General features: G+C 57.2%; 16 protein-coding genes. 4 read left to right on the top strand and 12 right to left on the bottom strand.

Translation table 11 applies throughout. The features are described from left to right. The first annotated feature begins 64 nt into the window (after positions 1–64). Genes R5M92_RS13885 through R5M92_RS13900 form a run of 4 tightly spaced genes read left to right on the top strand, consistent with a single transcriptional unit; the run spans position 65 to position 6,133 of the window. Positions 65–1,720 (top strand): HD domain-containing phosphohydrolase, encoded by a 1,656-nt coding sequence (locus R5M92_RS13885; RefSeq protein ID WP_346796566.1) that lies wholly within the window; start codon positions 65–67, stop codon positions 1,718–1,720. 26 nt (positions 1,721–1,746) lie between these two features. Continuing rightward, entirely contained in the window at positions 1,747–2,520 is a 774-nt protein-coding gene (locus R5M92_RS13890) for a 3',5'-cyclic-nucleotide phosphodiesterase (RefSeq protein WP_346796567.1), read from the top strand. Further along, on the top strand, positions 2,517–3,926 hold the full coding sequence (locus tag R5M92_RS13895) for a hypothetical protein (protein WP_346796568.1): 1,410 nt from the start codon (positions 2,517–2,519) through the stop codon (positions 3,924–3,926). Before R5M92_RS13890 ends, R5M92_RS13895 begins: the two co-directional genes overlap by 4 nt. Positions 3,927–3,937: 11 nt before the next feature. After that, a complete protein-coding gene (locus tag R5M92_RS13900) occupies positions 3,938–6,133 on the top strand; it encodes a hypothetical protein (protein ID WP_346796569.1) in 2,196 nt (731 codons plus the stop codon). A 3-nt stretch (positions 6,134–6,136) separates the two neighbouring features. Here R5M92_RS13900 and R5M92_RS13905 read toward each other — a convergent pair whose 3' ends face one another. From R5M92_RS13905 to ribF, 12 genes are all read right to left on the bottom strand, one after another. Next, a complete protein-coding gene (locus R5M92_RS13905) occupies positions 6,137–8,350 on the bottom strand; it encodes an adenylate/guanylate cyclase domain-containing protein (RefSeq protein ID WP_346796570.1) in 2,214 nt (737 codons plus the stop codon). A 37-nt stretch (positions 8,351–8,387) separates the two neighbouring features. After that, positions 8,388–9,410, bottom strand: coding sequence for a tryptophan--tRNA ligase (locus R5M92_RS13910; protein WP_346796571.1), 1,023 nt, complete (start codon positions 9,408–9,410; stop codon positions 8,388–8,390). 65 nt (positions 9,411–9,475) lie between these two features. Further along, positions 9,476–10,486 carry a pilus assembly PilX N-terminal domain-containing protein gene (locus R5M92_RS13915; RefSeq protein ID WP_346796572.1) on the bottom strand — a complete coding sequence of 337 codons (1,011 nt, stop codon included), beginning with the start codon at positions 10,484–10,486 and terminating at the stop codon, positions 9,476–9,478. Beyond that, entirely contained in the window at positions 10,486–11,652 is a 1,167-nt protein-coding gene (locus R5M92_RS13920; RefSeq protein WP_346796573.1) for a PilW family protein, read from the bottom strand. The genes R5M92_RS13915 and R5M92_RS13920 overlap by 1 nt, the downstream gene beginning before the upstream one ends. Before the next feature lie 8 nt (positions 11,653–11,660). Beyond that, positions 11,661–12,119, bottom strand: a complete 459-nt coding sequence (locus tag R5M92_RS13925; RefSeq protein ID WP_346796574.1) for a type IV pilus modification PilV family protein — start codon at positions 12,117–12,119, stop codon at positions 11,661–11,663. Then, the gene (locus tag R5M92_RS13930; RefSeq protein ID WP_346796575.1) at positions 12,116–12,646 is read right to left on the bottom strand and encodes a GspH/FimT family pseudopilin; all 531 of its coding nucleotides are present in this window, start codon (positions 12,644–12,646) and stop codon (positions 12,116–12,118) included. The genes R5M92_RS13925 and R5M92_RS13930 overlap by 4 nt, the downstream gene beginning before the upstream one ends. A gap of 3 nt (positions 12,647–12,649) precedes the next feature. Continuing rightward, complete coding sequence (locus R5M92_RS13935; RefSeq protein WP_346796576.1) at positions 12,650–13,087, bottom strand: type IV pilin protein; 438 nt, start codon at positions 13,085–13,087, stop codon at positions 12,650–12,652. Between the two features lie 66 nt (positions 13,088–13,153). Next, positions 13,154–14,146, bottom strand: a complete 993-nt coding sequence (ispH, locus tag R5M92_RS13940) for a 4-hydroxy-3-methylbut-2-enyl diphosphate reductase (RefSeq protein ID WP_346796577.1) — start codon at positions 14,144–14,146, stop codon at positions 13,154–13,156. A 67-nt stretch (positions 14,147–14,213) separates the two neighbouring features. Beyond that, a complete protein-coding gene (gene fkpB / locus R5M92_RS13945) occupies positions 14,214–14,660 on the bottom strand; it encodes an FKBP-type peptidyl-prolyl cis-trans isomerase (RefSeq protein WP_346796578.1) in 447 nt (148 codons plus the stop codon). A gap of 69 nt (positions 14,661–14,729) precedes the next feature. Then, positions 14,730–15,260, bottom strand: coding sequence for a signal peptidase II (gene lspA, locus R5M92_RS13950; protein WP_346796579.1), 531 nt, complete (start codon positions 15,258–15,260; stop codon positions 14,730–14,732). Continuing rightward, positions 15,253–18,084 carry an isoleucine--tRNA ligase gene (ileS, locus tag R5M92_RS13955; RefSeq protein ID WP_346796580.1) on the bottom strand — a complete coding sequence of 944 codons (2,832 nt, stop codon included), beginning with the start codon at positions 18,082–18,084 and terminating at the stop codon, positions 15,253–15,255. Before ileS ends, lspA begins: the two co-directional genes overlap by 8 nt. Before the next feature lie 7 nt (positions 18,085–18,091). Continuing rightward, positions 18,092–19,210: a bifunctional riboflavin kinase/FAD synthetase gene (gene ribF, locus R5M92_RS13960; RefSeq protein ID WP_346796581.1), complete on the bottom strand. Its 1,119-nt coding sequence runs from the start codon at positions 19,208–19,210 to the stop codon at positions 18,092–18,094. Positions 19,211–19,239 lie beyond the last annotated feature (29 nt).

Genomic DNA, 19,239 nt, shown 5'->3' on the forward strand with positions numbered 1-19,239 from the left:
TGGCGCAGGCGCTGAGATACCTCAGCATATATGCTTATTTGTAAAGACTTCCCATAGGTGCGACATGGGCGAAACGGATAATGATAACGACATCACCTGCATACAGAAGCTTAACGAGATTGGTATCGCTCTCTCTTCCGAGCACAACCATCCCGTACTGCTAGAGCGCATCCTGTCCAGCGCTCGCGAACTGACCCAGGCGGATGCAGGCACGCTCTATACCGTTGATGCCGAGAAGCAGCAACTCGAATTTGCCATTGTGCAAAACGACACCCTGAATATTCAGCTTGGCGGGCTTCATCGGCCCGTTAGCGATCAGTTTCCCGTCATTTCCCTGTACAAGGCCGACCACCAACCCAATGACCATCTCGTGGTTGCCTACGCTGTCCTGAACGACTGCACGGTCAATATCAAGGACGTCTACGCGGCGGAAGGGTTCGACTTCTCCGGCACGCGCTTCTTCGACCAAGCCACCGGCTACCGTTCACGCGCCTTTCTCACCGTGCCCATGCACAATCATGAAGGCGATATCGTGGCGGTACTGCAGCTGCTCAACAAGCGTACCGAACAGGGTATCGACGGCGTATTCAGCGAGGCTGATCAACAAATTGCCGAGTCGCTTGCCTCACAGGCCGCCGTCGAAATCACCAACCATCGGCTGATTGGAGAAATGCAGGCTCTGTTCGACAGCTTTGTCCGGGTGCTTGCGACCGCCATCGATGCTAAGTCTGCCCACACCGGCGCCCACTGCCGCCGCGTACCCGAAGCGATGCTGTTGCTCGCCGAAGCCACGCACCGCTCAACGCGCCCGGAAGTCGTGAACTTCACCTTGACGGACAAGGACCGCTACGAAATCAAGACGGCGGCATGGCTGCACGATTGCGGAAAAGTCGTCACCCCCCATCACATCATGGAAAAATCGACCAAGCTCGAAGGTCTATTTGACCGTCTGTCCTTGATCGAGGCGCGCTTCGCGGCCAAGCAGCAGGAGCTCGATGCCGAGCTGCTGCGCGCCGAGCTCGAGGCTTACCGCAACAATGCGCCATTCGGCGACTTGCAGCGCAGGCAATACACCGCACGACAGCAGCAACTGGTCGATGACCTGGCCCTTATCCGCCGAGCCAACACCGGCGATAGAGTGATGCAAGATGAGGAAATCGAGCGACTCCACGCCATTGCGCAAGAGACATGGGTGGACATCGAAGGCAGCCGCCAGCCACTGCTCAAGGAAGATGAGCTGGAAAATCTCTGCATTCGCCGTGGCACGCTGAACAGGGAAGAGCGCAAGATCATCGAAGGGCATATGACCGCTACGTGCGACATGCTCAGCGAGCTACCCTTTCCCAAGCACCTGCAGCGCGTGCCTGAATATGCCTGCGGCCACCATGAGCGTATGGACGGCACCGGCTATCCCAAAGGCCTGACTCGAGACCAGCTTTCGCTGCCGGCAAGAATGCTGGGTATCGTCGACGTTTTCGAAGCCCTCACCTCCCCGGATAGACCCTACAAAGCGCCCATGAAGCTTTCCCAGGCGCTGGCCACCATGGGAAAAATGGTGGAGGAAAATCACCTTGACCCCGACTTGTTCGCCGTATTCGTCGAGGAAAAAGTCTACCTCGATTATGCGCGTATTCATCTTGCCGAGAGCCAGGTTGATACGGTGGATATCGCTTCCCTGCCAGGGTTGCGAGACACCTCACCCGTCAACGCTCACGGCTAAACTTATTCCAAGAAATTAACAATGCCATGCAGATACTCACACTTGGCGCCAGTGGCGGCCTAGAACAACAGCAAGGGACCAGTGCATTCCACTTACCCCCGCATACGCTTATCGATGCGGGCACCGGGGTCTCGAAGCTCGATGATGATGCGCTAGCCTCCGTGAGCAGTGTCCTGCTGACACATGCGCATCTCGATCATATCGCAAGCCTCCCGTTTCTCGTCGATACGCAGTATGAAATGCTTGTCGAACAAGGGCACGCCCTAAGCGTTTATGCGCTTCCGGAAGTACTCGATGTCCTCAAGCAGCATATTTTCAACGGGCATATCTGGCCGGATTTCACCCAGAGTTTTTCCACTCACGCACCGGTGCTGCGCCTCATCCCTATCAACTTATGGCAGCCGATTACGCTAGCGGGGGAAGCCAACGTATCGCTTCAGGCGACCCCGTTTCCGGTTACGCACGGCGTACCCACCTGCGGCTACTGCATCAGCGATGGTCACACTCAAATGGCCATCTGCGGTGATACCGGCCTGAGCGAGACGACGATCGCCTCGCTTAACCGCTTGGGGCCGCTGAATCGCCTGGTCATCGAATGCGCCTTTGGCAACCACATGGATGCACTGGCGGAAATGGCCCACCACCTGACACCGAAGCGGCTCGTCACTCTCCTCGATGCCCTGCATACGCTGCCGGAAACGCTATGGTTCACACACTTGAAACCCCCGCAACGGGAACGTATCGCCAGCGAGTTGCACCAGCAGCTCCCTTCTCAACTGCAATGGACGCTGCTGTCATGAAGCATTTCACGCTGTTCAATGTATTTCGATGCCTTTCTGGTGCCCTGCTTAGCATCACGCTGACCTCCGCCGCCTGGGCTTACCAGGCGGATCTCGCCGGTGCAAAGGATTCCCTGGCCCAAGGTGACAATCAGGCTGCCTACTCGCAGTTGCATGCCTCCGAGCTCGAACACAGTGGTAACCCGGAGTTCGATTACTGGTTAGGCGTTGCTGCGCTTCGCGCGGGCGAGCCCAGTCACGCGTTGATGGCACTGGACCGTGCGATCTTACGTCAACCCAACCACGCCGGTGCTCGCATGGAGCGTATAGCCGCCCTGTTGCAGCTCGACCAACGTGGGGCCGCTGAGCGTGAAATCGAGCAGCTGCAAGCCCTTTCGCCGCCGCCCGACGCCCAGGCCGCCATTGCCCGGTTTCAAGCAGAAATCGATCAGCGCTACCAAGCGGAGAACGGCCCGCAACACCAAGGGCGCCTAGGGGTGGATATCGGTTATGACAGCAATCCGCAGCGGTTTCCCAACGAAATCGCCATCGACCCGCTGCAGCCCGACTTACGCCGTGCGGTTGAAGAACTGATCGATCTTGGGCTGGAGCCCGAGGGTGACCCGTCGCAGTTTGACGAGCGAGTGTTCAGCCGCGATGCCAGCACTTACCAGCGGCTGCAAGGCAGCTATCAAGGGACGTTTCCCATTGATGAGCAGTCGCGCATCCTCGTCAATACCGTGGGACAGTCACAGCGCTATACCCAAGAAGACGCGCAGGATTACGACCTGACCATCGCGCAGGCACAACTGGGTTACCAGCGCGATCTAAACGCGCAGCGTGTCTTCACCCTACGCGGCTCGGCGCTCCAAGGCTGGAGCGGGCGTAGCCAAAGCCGCCTGCTGACCCGCTGGGGCAGCGAAGTGGATCTACGCCACCCCATCGGATCGGACAGCGAACTCACCTGGCGGCTCGGCGCGCAGCATAACCGCTTCAGCGCCGCCAACAATAATTACGACGCGGGTCGTCTAGGCGTGCAGTTGGGCACCAACCATACCGCGTTTCGTACCCGTTTAAGCGCGCAGATCGAGAATGAATGGGCCGATAGCCGTCGCGACGGCGGAGATCTTGTTCACCTGCGACTTGGCGCCGGCATCGACTATCCGCTGGGGGATCGTCATCTCCTTCGCGCCGACCTCAACCACCGAATCCGCACCTACCAGGACGACGGCTTCGCGCTGTATAACGATTTCGACTCCACCACCCGCCGCGATCGCATTTGGCAAGCGCGGCTCTCTTGGCTGTATCAATTCAATAAAGACTGGCTGCTGGAAGCCAGCGCCGACGCTGAGCGCCGACGCTCTTCGGTCGAGTTCTTTGATACGCGCCGCTACCAGGCACAGCTAGGGCTTCGCTACCTTTTCTAAAGGAGATTGTTATGGTCTGTTTTTATAAGCGTCCATTAGCTCGTTTAACCTCATTCGGCCTGGGTAGCCTGGCGCTGCTGCCGTTCCCTTCCTTCGCGGATACGCCGGCGGGACGGATCATGTTCGTTCATGGCGACGCCACCATCGAGCGCGACGGCAGGCGCCTGCCCGCTGAGCGCGGCGACGACTTCTTTGCCGGCGACACCTTTCACACCGCACAAGCGAGTACGCTGCAATTGCGCTACAGCGACGGCGGGACCAAGGCGATTCGCCCCGAAAGCTCCTACATCCTTGAGCGCTACGAGCTCGACGAAGGGTCACCCGAAGACTCGGAACAAAGTGGCCAGCTTCTCCGCGGCGGCCTGCGCGCGATTACCGGTGCCATCGGCAAACGCGTGCCAGAGAACGTCACCTACAGCACCCCCGTTGCCACCATGGGCATCCGTGGCACCAGCTTTCAGATCCTCCATGTGCCGGAAGGAAGCGCCTCCCCGCTCCCCGGCGTTGAGTCAGGCAGCTACCTCTACGTTGAAACCGGCATGCTGGCCATGTCGACGAATGCAGGCGACACCCTTATCCGCCCCGGGCAAGTCTTCTTCACACCAGCGCTCGATGCCCCGCCACAACTGGTGACCGGCGGCATCGGTATCTTTGAGCAGCTGGATGAAAACATGCCGCAGGGCAGTGAAGACGACGGTGAAGATCCGGCAACAGAAACGACACCGGACAATACCGCTGGCCCCCAGAACAGTGGTGCCACCTCGGAACCTCAAGGCGAGCCAAACGCCGCCGCCAACGAGACCTCGACTTCTGCAACACCCGCTATTTCCAGGACACCTACGGCTAACGCTTTTTTCGCAAACGCTGAACTCACATCATTAGAAGACGATAGCTCAGTACAGAACACGCTTAGTCAGGAGCAAATCGAATCGCAGCTCCCCGAGACAACCCAGGAACCCGCTGAGGTGCCCCAAACCGAAGAGCCGACCGAGAGCACCGGCGATAACGACGACGCTGGCAACAACGGTCAGGGCCAGGGCAACGGCAACGGCAACGGCAACGGCCAGGGCAACGTCAATGGCAACGGCCAGGGCAATGGCAACGGCAACGGCCAGGGCAACGGCCAGGGCAACGGCCAGGGCAACGGCAACGGCAACGACACCGACACCGACACCGACACCGACACCGACACCGACACCGACACCGACACCGACACCGACACCGACACCGACACCGACACCGACACCGACACCGACACCGACACCGACACCGACACCGACACCGACACCGACACCGACACCGACACCGACACCGACACCGACACCGACACCGACACCGACACCGACACCGACACCGACACCGACACCGACACCGACACCGACACCGACACCGACACCGACACCGACACCGACACCGACACCGACACCGACACCGACACCGACACCGACACAGGCAACGGCAACAACGCTGGGGGCAATTGCGCTGAGAATAGCAATGGCAAAGGCAACTGCCCGGGCGCCCGAGCTATGATGTTTAGCCTGGCAAGCAGCAATACTACTTCCGAAGCCTCCTGGCTGGACTTTGTGCCAACCGAACAAAACACGCTGCTGAATACTGCCGATAGCGATGATATAAACGATCTTTATCGCCATAATATCGCCCCTTCGGATCAAGGCTCATACGCCGTTAATAATGGTGAAATCGTCTGGGGTTACTGGAAGAGCGGTACGGAAGTCCCTGCTTCTGCAGGTGACGCAGACTGGCTGAACGAATCCCTCGTCTTTATCGCAGCTTCAGATGAAATTGCCGATACGTTACGCACAACCCTTAACAACAACCTCGTCGATCAACTAACAGGTAGCGTGACATTCAGTTGGGTCGAGGGCACTGGACTTGTGCCTAGCGATGGGGGAGAGATCATCCCAATTTCAAGCGATAGCTCTATTGAACTATCCAATAACGAAGGCGTGCGCGTTAACATTCTAACGAATGGCTATGGCACGTTGAGTGGAGGCAATGATTCTGCCACCTTCTCGCTCGACAGTATTTCGCTGGATGAGGTTGTGTGTGGTGGCAGCGGTTGCTTCGAAGGCGGCGAGTTCAATGGCCGCTATATCGGCGAAGACGCCTCCGCGATCATGAGCCTGATCGAAGCCTGGGGAGAACAAACCGGGAACTACAGCGGCACCGGTGTGTTCGAGCGCTAATATTCACTTCTCCGTATGCGTCCAGACGCCGTCCCAGCTTTCGGGGGGCGGCTCTGCCTTGAAGTGTTCGATACGCGCAAGATACATCTTTGTAGGCGGGTCTTCCGAGTCAAGCGCTTGGAAGGCCCGCTCGGCGGCGACAAAATCCGCCATTTGGTAGTGCTCCAACGCTTGCTCGAACGCGTCATGCCACTCGCGCTTCTCTTCTGAGAGTGCGTCCCGACGACCTAGCGGCTCTAGAATCCACAGCGGTGTGCTGCGGCCTTTAACGCGCACTTTATCCAGGCGGCGGTAACACCAGTTCGCTGCCTGCTCGGCAGTAGTGTCGCTGACGATGACGCTCACGCCATATGTCTTGGTCAACCCCTCCAGGCGTGAGCCGAGATTCACGTTATCGCCCATTACCGTGTAAGCCATACGGAAACTGGACCCCATATTGCCCACGCTCATGAGCCCGGTATTCAGCCCTACCCCCATCGCCAGTGCCGGTTTCCCTTCCGCGGTAAACTCAGCATTGATAGCGCCTAGCGCATCTAGCATCGCAAAGGCTCCCTCAAGCGCGTGTTCGGCGTGGGCATCATCGTGAAGCGGGGCGCCCCAGAAGGCCATGATGGCATCGCCCATGTACTTGTCGATGGTGCCGTTGTATTGATGGATCGCTCCGGTCAGCGGCGTCAGCAGCCGGTTCATCACCTCGGTCAGTTCCGACGGGGGTATGGATTCGGAAAAAGCGGTGAACCCGCGCACATCCGAGAACAGCACCGTCAGTTCTCGCTCCTCACCGTCAAGACCGAAGCTCTCCCCGCTGTCGACCATCTCCTCGACCAGTTCAGCGGGAACATACTGGCCAAAGCGCTCGGCGACCCAACGTTTCTGCTGCGTTTCGCGTAGAAAGTTCATCGCCAGGTGCCACAGCATCTGTATCACCAGCAACATGAGTAGCCCCGCGATGGGCAACACGAACCCCCGATGCCACGCCCAAAGATTGCCGCCTACCGCTGTGGCCAGCAGTGCACCACTCACCACTAGCAACAACGGCGCATTCAAGCGGGGCAAGAGCAGTATCATGAACAGGCCTAACGCGGTGAGGCTGACCAACTCGAACCCCAATACCCAAGGCGGCTGCGCCTTGATGCTCTGGTGCAGCATCCCGGCAAGCAGGCTCAGGTTGATCTCCGGGCCGGGATACACCGCGCCGACCGGCGTCGAGCGCAAATCCATCAGCCCCGGTGCGGAGGCGCCGAGTATCAGCGTTTTGCCCGCCAGCGCGTCCGGTTCCAGGCGTCCTTCGAGTACATCCACTGCAGAGATATAATCGAAGTGTCCACGCGGTCCGTACCAGGGCACCAGCGCCGCACCTCGACCATCGACAGGAATTTCAAAGCCGCCGACATCCAGGGCCTCCAACTGCATGAATCCAGGAGAAAGGGCATCCGCGCCCTCTCCAATCAGCGGCGTGATTGTCGGCTGGCCGAGCATGACGAGCAGCATCGCCAGCGGTAGATTGGGATACAGCTCCCCCTCCCAGCGTTGCAACATCGGCACACGGCGAAACACACCGTCGTCATCAACGCGGGGATTATCAAAGAAGCCGGCACCCAAGGCGTTTTGCTGCAAAATAGCCAAGTTAGCGGTATAGCGTTCGGGCGCGGGAAAGAGAAGAGGCTCGGATTCTGAAACGCTAGCGGGTATGGGCAACTGCCCTACCGAGGTGGGATCGCCGAGCTGACGCGACGCTTGGAAATAGTAGCCCAGCACCACCGGATGGTTCGCCAATGTATTGGCCAACTGCTCGTCGCCGTCAATGGGCGGGGGCAGAACGGATAACTGCGGGTAGTCGCGGGCGAGCTTCTCCCAGTGCTGCTTCCAAAGCGCTGTCTCGGGCTCGGCAAACACGACATCGATACCCAAAAGGCCGGCATCGTATTCAGTGAATAGTGTTTCCACCAGCTCCGCCACGGTCGCCCGTGGCCATGGCCATTGCCCTATCTCATACAGGCTTCGCTCATCGATATCGATAATCGCCAGCGAGGTATCAGCCTGTTCACTGAGCGTGGTGCGCACCTTCAGGTCATACGCCTGCCACTCCAGGCGTTCCAGCATGGGGAACGGCACCCACCCCACCTTCACTGTCAGCAGCAGTAGCAAGATACACAAGCCGCCACCGTACTGAAGCCAGCGCCAATAGCGGCCTTTTTGAGAAGAGTGTATTGCCAAGCCCACGGCTCCCTTGCTTGAGTGAGCTTATGAATACCTAAACGAAACGACCCAGCCCGACCGCCTCGCGCAAGCGCTCCATGGTCGAATTCGCTTCGGCCCGGGCGCGCTCGGCCCCTTTGCGTAATACCGCTTCTATATGGCCGGGGTCTTCCATCAGCGCGTTGTAGCGCTCGCGCGGTTCACGCAGATGTTCGTTCAAATACTCGAAGACATGGTCCTTGGCGACGCCCCAGCCGATGCCGTTCTTGTACTCCGACCGCATGGCAGCGGTTTCCTCGGCGGTGGCGAACGCGGAGTAGATCTGGAACAGCGTGCAGCTATCCGGGTCCTTCGGTTCGCCCGGTTCCAGCGAGTTGGTCTTGATCTTGCGCACCAGCTTCTGCAATTTCTTTTCCGAGACGAACAACGGGATGGTGTTGTTATAGCTCTTGGACATCTTGCGCCCGTCCAGGCCGCCCAGCACTTCAACCTTCTCGTCCACCACCGCTTCGGGCAGGGTAAAGTATTGGCCTTTGTAGAGATGGTTGAATCGACCGGCAATATCGCGGGCCATCTCGATATGCTGGATCTGATCGCGCCCCACCGGCACCTTGTTGGCGTTGAACATCAGGATATCCGCCGCCATCAACACCGGGTAGCCGAACAGGCCCATGGTGATGCCCTTGTCGGGGTCCTGGTTGCCCGCGTCTTCGTTCTCCGCCACCGCCGCCTTGTAGGCGTGAGCCCGGTTCATCAGCCCCTTGGCGCAAACGCAGGAGAGCATCCAGGTCAGCTCGGGAATTTCGAGAATATCCGACTGGCGGTAGAAAATGGCGTTATCGGTATCCAGCCCCAGCGCCAGCCAGGTCGCGGCGATTTCCAGGCGGGACTCCTGCACACGCTTGGGCTCCTGGCACTTGATCAGCGCGTGATAATCCGCCAGAAAATAGAACGATTGGACGTTGGGATCCTGGCTGGCCTCGATGGCCGGCTTGATCGCCCCGACGTAATTGCCGAGATGGGGTGTACCGGTGGTGGTGATACCGGTCAGGACGCGAGTTTTGGTAGTTTTGGGCATTTAGATCAAAGCTCATAAATAAAAAGCATGGTAATCGAAATAGTTCAACAGACCAACAAGCAGTGCTAATACCAAACTAGCCTCGGACCACTACCGCCCCCTTCTGATACGTTTGCTTTGCCATCAAAGTCAACTTCATCAACAGCCGCTATTCCCCCTACGACATTCGATCTTCCATCAAATCTCACATCTCGGCCTGACCATAAATTTCCAGTGAGTATATTATTACCAAATCCCTTAATCAAAATATCGCCTCGGGCAATAAAATTAATCTTAATATTATTTTTTATATTGGCATTCCTTACATCACCACCTTCGTATTTAATTTCACCGTTATTATAATTTTCTTTTCCTGCCACAATCACGGTCATACCGTCTAAATTTTCTAAGCTTCCTGTAAACTCCGCCTCTCTACATAGCACATATTTCATATTGACTGTTCTGGTAAAATTACCATCGCACCTCTCTACAACCTCTTCTTTAGGAATATTACCACTTTCATAATTAGCAATAAAACTATCAATAGCGGCATCAGGACGTGGTACATTACCTTTACCTACCACCTCGCAGCTTTCAACTGAATCTCTATCTTTTTTTCCACAACTCTCTTCGCCTTCTCCTGCAACAACACTCTTTCCCTCATAAGGTTTCAAGTCAGAAAAAATATCGTCTAAGCCATCTCCTCTTAACTTACCAACAACAATAAAGCTACTGACGACCGGGTTGTCAGGCTCACCTACAAAGCCTTCTACAATGTAGACGGTAGCAAGATCACTCTTTGAAAAACAAACATCAAATCGCGCCTTAAAATCATCGGAAGTTACCCAACTTCTCCTCTCATCAATTGAAACCTCTTTTTTTTCACTGCAGAAAACACCACTACTTCCTTCTACAAAATCATTTGCCAATAAAGCTGCCTGCTGTTCCGCATTCATTTGTGCCTCGACAGACGCACGATAATTCCCCGCCAGCCGCTCATCAATCAGCGCGGAGTTCATACTAGAAACACCAATCATCATTGCTCCGGTAAGCAGAGCAAGAACGATAACGAGTGCGGCGCCTTGTTGTTGTTTCATCAGTTCCTATCCGCCTCTTGGATATGCTCTAGAATCCCCATCTCCTTGAATTTCTCATACATTGAAAATTCATAGCCGGGCACGGAAAGAAGGTCCAGCATATTCCAATTACTGGTTATATTACTTTTCCCATTCACAGTGACATCTTTTCCTGAAATCACCACTCCTTCAAAATTCACACCATCAGCATGTAAATGGACACCTTCACCACTCCATATAATCCCACTAAAATTGGCACCAGTGTTACTTCCGTGAAAATTTATAGCTCTTCTAGCCACAACAACAAGATTATTGACAGATACATTTCCATTCTGATTTATGTCAACTCCGGTTTCAGCAATTACAATTTTATTATCCATCCCATCGACATTAAATTTTAGATGTTCTCCTTCACAATAGATTATTGTTTTTTTAGATGCAGCCATCTCAGATGAATTACAAGTATCTTCGACATCATCCATCATAGTATTTCTCAATCCATTAACATATCCTGGAGAGCTATTATTTCCAATATAGGGATTAGGCATTTTTCCACTACCTAAATCCCCACTAATTGTGCTTTTTTCTTGCAATTTTTTATTATCAATATTGCCTACTCCCTCGCCCGCTATAACCACATCTCCTGTCCCCACTTTGTATTGTTCTTTTGGGGATACGGGAGGAGCTGGGAGAATTGGGGATCCTGAGACAAGTGCTTGGTTACGAGACATAACATGAAAAGAAAGTGTTTCCACCCCCTCATCATCATCATTACGCTCAAAATCCAGCGTAAAGCGATGATAACCGACTAAAGTTTTTTCATCACCCACTTCCACATCGCTAATAAACCTACCTTTATCACACTTACCTTCATACTGTGCCAATCCTCCAACTATAGGTTGCGAATTAGAGTTTTTATCAAAAATAGAGCACTCTGTATTTCCATCACTATCCTTAGTTTCTTCCAATTTGTATCTCCCCTCTCCCTCTCCCTTACGATACTCATCAACTAATGTATTTGCCGCAAAAATCACCGTTTCCTGCTTGCGGCTCAACTCATTCACTTTCTGGAAGGTTTGGAATGTGGTAAGAAAAAGGGATCCAGCGCCGAGGATAATAATGGAGCCAATCACCATGGCGACCATCAGTTCAACGAGTGTAAAGCCTTTTTGTCGGTGCATTGACATCGCAAGCCTCACAAATTGGGTAAGCGGAAGTTATAAGTAAAAGGGTCATAACCATCTTGCATATCAATTTCGATAAGAAACTCGCACGGCCCCAATTCTGGATACTCACTTGGGTAATTCGTGCTATTTTCATCGTAAATTGTGCCCATGAATTCACGCAGTGGCGTAGCCGCTTCTTGAGCTTCACTACCAAACCAATAGGTTTCCCAGCCGGGATTATCTGTATCGCCTTGTATAGTGACTGCGTTATTTATATCAATATTAGAGCATTCCTTTCCTAATCCCAACTGCGCCCACAACCTCTCCTGCGCATCAACCGCAGCAAGCGTCGCTACCGAATGCTGGTAACCGGCTGTAGCGCTTTGCAGTGCTTTTAACTGCATTGCTGCTACACCTATCAAGCCAAAGGACAGGATCACAAGAGCAACCAGTGCTTCTATCAGGCTAAAGCCTCGCTGACGCCTCATGATTCAGTCTCCTTTTTACGGATACTGCCCGTGGTGCGAAACACTAACGTTACCGGTTCAATCGCGGCGTTATCGCGTTGTGAACTGATGGTGATTTCGCAAGGTGAGCCACAATCGCTGACTTCCGCATCGCCGAGCATTTTAAATATCAGCGTAAACTCATTTTCCGGTGAAGATACATTAGCCGCTTGCCCGATACGCAAGACTTCATTATCTCGCTCTACCCAATAGCACCACCCTGAGTAGCGATACTGGTTATCCTCTTCGACTTCATTCTTTCTGCATGCTTCAGGCCGCCGTGTTGAATTAAAAGAAGCTGGAGGTGAGAAAATCACTTCGGTAACATGCCGTTGCTTGATGGCTTCACTACGAGCCAAACTCAACACCGAGATCATCTCGTTGACGTCACTGGCAAGTTGCTGACGGGCGAGGAAGGTAGAGAAGGCGGGGACGGCCACCGTGGCGAGTATCGCCGCGATGGCCAGGGTAATCAGCAGTTCAACGAGAGTGAAGCCACGCGGGACCATAAGCTACCAGCACTCTTTGGGTGAGCGTTCGCCAAGTGCATTGATACTGATACCATCCTCGCCACACCCATCGCTTTTACCATTACTCGCAAGCGTGGCAGTCACGGTGTAGCCCCCATCATCGCTCTCATGCGTCACCGTTAGGTTATAGTCTTCTTTAGGTGACTCTGTAGCAATTCCACAATCGCTAGTTGCATCGGAAGAGGTTGGATAAGAATAAGTACGGGTATAGCAACGCTCCAAATCAGAAGCTGCCTGCATTAGTCCTGCATGCGCATCGCTGCGTGTCGAGCGCTCCACATACCGCGTGTAGCTGGGGTAGGCGATGGTGGCGATGATGCCGATGATGACCACGACGATCATCAGTTCGATCAAGGTAAAGCCGCGCTGGCCGCTCCGGGAGGAACGGCTTGGAATGGCAGGATGAAAAAAGTAAGTCACGCGGCAGCTCTCCTGTACCAGATTGCTCATACCGTTTCAGTATGTCGCAAACTCGTACACTTTGCATCAGCTGCTGGCGATCACCCGTTGACGTAGCTCACTCGGCATGGAAAATGTGATGGTTTCCTCACGGCCGACCAGCTCTTCCGGCACGCTGGCACCCAGGGATTGCAGGCGCTCGACCACACCTTTCACCAGGACTTCCGGCGCGCTGGCACCTGCGGTGATGCCAATGCGAGCCACGCCTTCCAGCCAGCCCGCTTCTATCTGCTCGGCGTTATCGACCAGGTAAGCCGGGGTGCCCATGCGCTCGGAAAGCTCGCGCAAGCGGTTGGAGTTGGAACTATTCGGGCTGCCTACCACCAGGACCAGGTCGCTATCGGCGGCAAGCTCGCGCACCGCGTCCTGGCGATTCTGGGTGGCGTAGCAGATATCGTCCTTGCGCGGCCCCTGGATCTGCGGGAATTTTTCGCGCAGGGCGTCGATCACCTTGGCGGTATCGTCCATGGAGAGCGTAGTCTGAGTGACGAACGCCAGCTGCGAGGGGTCGTTGACTTCAAGCGTGGCCACGTCGTCTTCGTTCTCGACCAGATAGATATGCCCGCCGTGAGACGTATCGTAACGGCCCATGGTGCCCTCAACCTCGGGGTGCCCGGCATGGCCGATCAACACGCATTCCTGGCCGCGCTTGGCATAGCGCAGCACTTCCAGGTGAACCTTGGTGACCAGCGGGCAGGTGGCATCGAACACCTTCAGGCCGCGCTGTTCGGCTTCTTTCTGCACCGCCCGGGAAACGCCGTGGGCGGAGAAGATGACGATGACATCATCGGGAACTTCATGAAGTTCCTCGACGAACACGGCACCGCGCTCGCGCAGGGTTTCCACTACGAACCGGTTGTGAACCACTTCATGGCGCACATAGATGGGCGGGCCGAACACATCCAGGGCGCGGTTGACGATCTCGATCGCCCGGTCCACACCGGCGCAGAAGCCACGCGGATTGGCGAGCTTGATCTGCACCGGCGGCTGCGCGGTCGAAGTGTCTAGAGGCGTTTGCATAAAGAAGCCTTGCCTTGATGCGTCACGGCATCGCTTTGGGGTTCTCGGAAAGTGTAGTGCCGTCGACTCAATGCGTCAGGGCCGGCGTGATATCGAGGATTTCCACATCGAAGGTCAGGGTACGTCCCGCCAACGGATGGTTGAAGTCGACCTCGACCCGTTCGCCGTCGATCGACTTCACCACACCGGGCAGCTCCGCTCCCGCCTTGTCGGCGAAGGACATCACCATGCCGACTTCGGGCGTCTCGTCGCCGAAATCCTCGAGCTTGAGCAGCTGGATATTCTGCTCATTATGCTGGCCGAAGGCATGCTCCGGCGCGATGGTGAACCGTTCGGATTCCCCTTTGCGCAAGCCTTTCAGCGGGTTCTCGAATCCCGGCGGAAGGTTGCCGTCACCGAACTGGAACGTGGCGGGGGCTTTTTCCCGAGTGGAGTCTACCACCGTGCCGTCCTCCAGCAACAAGGTGAAATGCAGGGTGATCTCCATGCCTTCATCTACTTGGTAATCGGTCATCGCTGTACCCATCGCGTGCTTGAATGAAAGTCCTTCGAGGCCGCTGTTGAAACGCCCTCACGGTAGTCGTCAGGATAATGCTCGTTTACGCCGGCGCTCGCCGAAGATCGATTCCCAGATCAAGCCGATCGCGCCCAAGGTAATACCGATATCCGCCACGTTGAACGCCGGGTAGTACCAGCCGGCCACATGGAAGGAGAGAAAATCCACCACATAGCCATGGACCAGGCGGTCGTACAGGTTGCCCAATGCCCCCCCGATGATCAGCGCAAGCGAAGCACCCAACCATGTCTCGTCCGCCTTCAGCCGTTTCATCCAGACGGTCAGGCCGACGGTGGCGCCGATGGCGACCAGGGCGAAGAACCAGCGCTGCCAACCGGGATGCGTCGCCAGAAAACTAAATGCGGCCCCGGTGTTATGCAGCAGCGTCAGGTTGAAAAACGGCAACACCTCAACGGGGCGCGCATAATCCAACATGGCGGTCGCGGCGTATTTCGTGGCCAGGTCCAGCACGACGACCGCCAACGCCAGCCACAGCCAACGCAGCGGTTGATGCATGGGAGCCGGGGCGATTTCCGGCTCCTGAGCCTGCTTAGGCATAGTGACGCGTCTCTCCTTCGCCTTCCGGCAGGTTGCTCACGCAACGCCCGCATAGATCGGGATAGTCGGCGTGGCGTCCCACATCCTCGCGGTGGTGCCAGCAGCGTTCGCACTTGTGGTGCGGGCTTGCCGTTACGGCAACTTTGAGGCCTTGCAGTTCCGTGGCTTCGGCATCGCCGCCCTGCTCCAGCGGCGCCAGCCGTACCTCGCTGGTGAGCATCACGAAGCGCAGCTCCTCGCCCAGCTTGGCCAAGGTGGCCTTGAGCTGAGTATCGACGAAAAGCGTCACCTCGGCGGCCAGGCTGCCCTTGATCACCTTGGCGTTACGGGCGTCTTCCAGGCACTTGTTGACCGCCTGCTTGACTTCCAGCACCTGCTCCCAGAAGTCGCGGCCCATGTCGGCATCATTCGCCAGGGTGCCCAGGCCGGAATAGTAGGTTTCCAGCAGAACACTGTCGCCGCGCTCGCCGGGGATATGCTCGTAGATCTCTTCGGCGGTGAAGCTCAGAATCGGCGCCACCCAGCGTGCCAGCGCCTCGACCACCTGATAGAGCGCGGTCTGGGCACTACGGCGCGCCAGCGAGTCGCTCTGGGTGGTGTATTGGCGATCCTTGATCACGTCCAGGTAGAAGCCGCCCAGCTCGCGGGCGCAGAAGCCGTGAACCTGCTGGTAAACATCGAGGAAGCGATACTCCTCATAGGCCTTCTCGATACGCTGCTGCAACTGCATGGCACGGTCGACGACCCACTGGTCCAACGCCAGCATGTCGCCGAAGGCCACCTGGTCGCGCGCGGGATCGAAGCCGTTGAGGTTGGAAAGCAGGAATCGCGCCGTATTGCGGATACGACGATAGACATCGGCGGTACGCTTGAGGATCTCGTCGGACACCGCCATTTCACCGGAATAATCGGTGGAGGCCACCCACAGGCGCAGGATGTCGGCGCCCAGCTTGTCCATTACCTCCTGAGGCGCTACCACATTGCCCATCGACTTGGACATCTTGCGGCCCTGGGCATCCACGGTGAAGCCATGAGTCAACAGGCCACGGTACGGCGGATGGCCGTCGATCGCCGAGCCGGTCAGCAGCGACGAGTGGAACCAGCCCCGGTGCTGGTCGGAGCCTTCCAGGTAAAGGTCGGCACGCGGGCCGGATTCATGGCCGTGCGGGTGCGAGCCGCGCAGCACATGACGATGCGTGGTGCCCGAGTCGAACCACACGTCCAGAGTATCGGTGACCTTCTCGAAATCGGCGGCTTCGGCGCCCAGAAGCTCCGCCGGATCGAGGCGGAACCAGGCGTCGATGCCCGCGGACTCGACCTGCTTGGCGACGTCTTCCATCAGCTCCACGGTGCGCGGATGCAGCTCACCGGTCTGCTTGTGCAGGAAGAAGGGGATCGGCACGCCCCAGTTGCGCTGACGCGAGATGCACCAGTCGGGACGGTTGGCGATCATCGAATGCAGGCGCGCCTGCCCCCAGGCGGGGGTGAAGTGCGTCGCCTCGATACCGGCAAGCGCCCGTTCGCGCAGGGTCTTGCCATCCTTTCCCGCCACGTCCATGCCTACGAACCACTGCGCGGTGGCGCGGTAGATCACCGGCGTCTTGTGCCGCCAGCAGTGCATGTAGCTATGGGTGATGGGGATATGCGCCATCAGCGCGCCCACTTCCTGCAACTTCTCGACGATCTGCGAATTGGCCTTCCAGATCATCTGGCCGCCGAAAAACGGCAGACTATCGACATACACGCCGTTGCCTTGCACCGGGCTTTCGATCTCGTCGAAACTCATGCCGTGTTCGCGGCAGGTGATGAAGTCATCCATGCCGTAGGCGGGCGCCGAATGAACGATACCGGTGCTGCCCACTTCCGCTTCCACGTAGTCCGCCAGGTAGACCGGCGAGAGGCGGTCATAGAACGGATGGCGAAAGCGGATCAGATCCAGACTCTCGCCCCTGGCGGTCGCGACGATCTCGCCCTGCTTGCCGAAACGCTCCAGACAGCTTTCGACCAGATCTTCGGCCAGCAGCAGCAGGCGCTCGCCCACGTCCACCAGAGCGTAGTTGAACTCCGGATGCACATTGAGCGCCTGGTTGGCGGGAATCGTCCATGGTGTGGTGGTCCAGATCACCACGGCGGCGGGCTTGGAAAGCGTATCCAGGCCGAAGGCGGCGGCGAGCTTGTCGGCGTCTTCCACCGGGAAGGCGACATCGATGGCATCGGACTTCTTGTCCTGGTACTCCACTTCGGCCTCGGCCAGTGCGGAGCCGCAATCGAAGCACCAATTCACCGGCTTGAGTCCCTTGAAGACATAACCGGCGTCGACCATGTCGGCCAGAGCACGGATCTCGCCGGCTTCGTTGGCGTAGTCCATGGTGCGATACGGGTGATCCCAATCGCCGATGATGCCCAGGCGCACGAAATCGGCCAGCTGGGTTTCGATCTGGGCCCCGGCATACTCGCGGCACAGGGCGCGCGCCTTTTCCGGCTCCAGGTGCTTGCCGTGGGTGGTTTCGACCTTGTGCTCGATCGGCAGCCCATGGCAGTCCCAGCCCGGTACGTAAGGCGCATCATACCCGGCCAGGTTCTTGGACTTGACGATGATGTCCTTGAGAATCTTGTTGACGGCGTGACCGATATGAATGCTGCCGTTGGCGTAGGGAGGGCCATCGTGCAGCACGAACAGCGGCTTTCCCGCACGCTCTTCGCGCAGGCGCTGGTACAGGTTCTTGTCCTGCCACTCGGAGACGCGACCCGGCTCACGCTTGGGCAGCATGCCGCGCATGGGGAAATCGGTTTCAGGCAGGTTCAGCGTGTGCTTGTAATCCATAGTCCGGTCAGCCGTCGTTATGATCGGCGGAGCGTCCCGCCGAAGAAGAGTCAGAAGAAGAAGAGCCAGAATCAGTCGAAATGGAATCAGAAGAAATAGTACCGGACGACGCTACCGCATCACGCCCCAACGGTGCGGATGCCAGCGGTAGAGAACCGTCAAGCGAGCGACACGCGCCAACCTTGTCATTCGCGCCGGTAAAATCCTGCAGGTAGCGCCGCGCCCGGGCCTGATCCTTGTGTATCTGTTGCTTGAGCGCCTCGATATCGTCGAACTTTATCTCGCCCCGCAGCCTGGCGCAGGGATATACCTTGAGCCGCTGGCCGTAGAGATTCCCATCGAAATCGAAGAGATGCACCTCGAGGGTGGGTCGTTTCGAGCCCACCGTGGGTCGCCAGCCGACATTGGCCACGCCGCTATAGCATTCGTCTCCCGGCAACTGTGCCACGACGGCGTAGACCCCGTGCAGCGTCTGCGGCTGGGGCAGCAGCGGCAGGTTGGCGGTCGGCACGCCGATGGTGCGGCCCAGTTGCTGGTCGCGCACCACTCGCCCCTGCACGGCATAAGGACGGCCCAGCAGGCGCGCCGCCGCTTCGAAGTTTCCGCTGGCGAGCATGGTACGCACGCGGCTACTGGAAACGCGCTCATCATCCAGGGTGAAGGTACGGGTGTGCTCCACGCCGAAGCCCGCTTCACGCCCTACCGCTTCCAGCAGGGTGAAATCCCCGCGCCGGTCGCAGCCGAAGCGGAAATCGTCGCCGACCACCAGGTGCTTGACGCCCAGGCCTTCGATCAATACCTGATCGATGAACTCCCGCGCCGTCAGGCTGCGCAAGGCGTCGTTGAATGGTAAGCAGAGGACCTGCTCGGCGCCGTGGGTCATCAGCAGGCGAACCTTTTCGCGCAGGCGGCTGAGCCGGGGCGGCGCCTGGTCGCCGGCGAAGAATTCGCGAGGCTGCGGCTCGAACACCACCACCGTCAGCGGTACACCAAGGCGCGCCGCATGTTCACGACACTGCTGCAGGATCGCCTGATGGCCACGATGGACGCCATCGAAATTGCCGATGGTGGCCACGCAGCCGCGATGCGATTCACGCAGATTGTGCAATCCTCGAATGACGCGCATGAAACCCCTAAAGCCCGGTTAAGGTAGGC

Origin of the sequence: Halomonas sp. Bachu 37 (assembly GCF_039691755.1) — a bacterium.
Lineage (GTDB): Bacteria > Pseudomonadota > Gammaproteobacteria > Pseudomonadales > Halomonadaceae > Vreelandella > Vreelandella kashgarensis.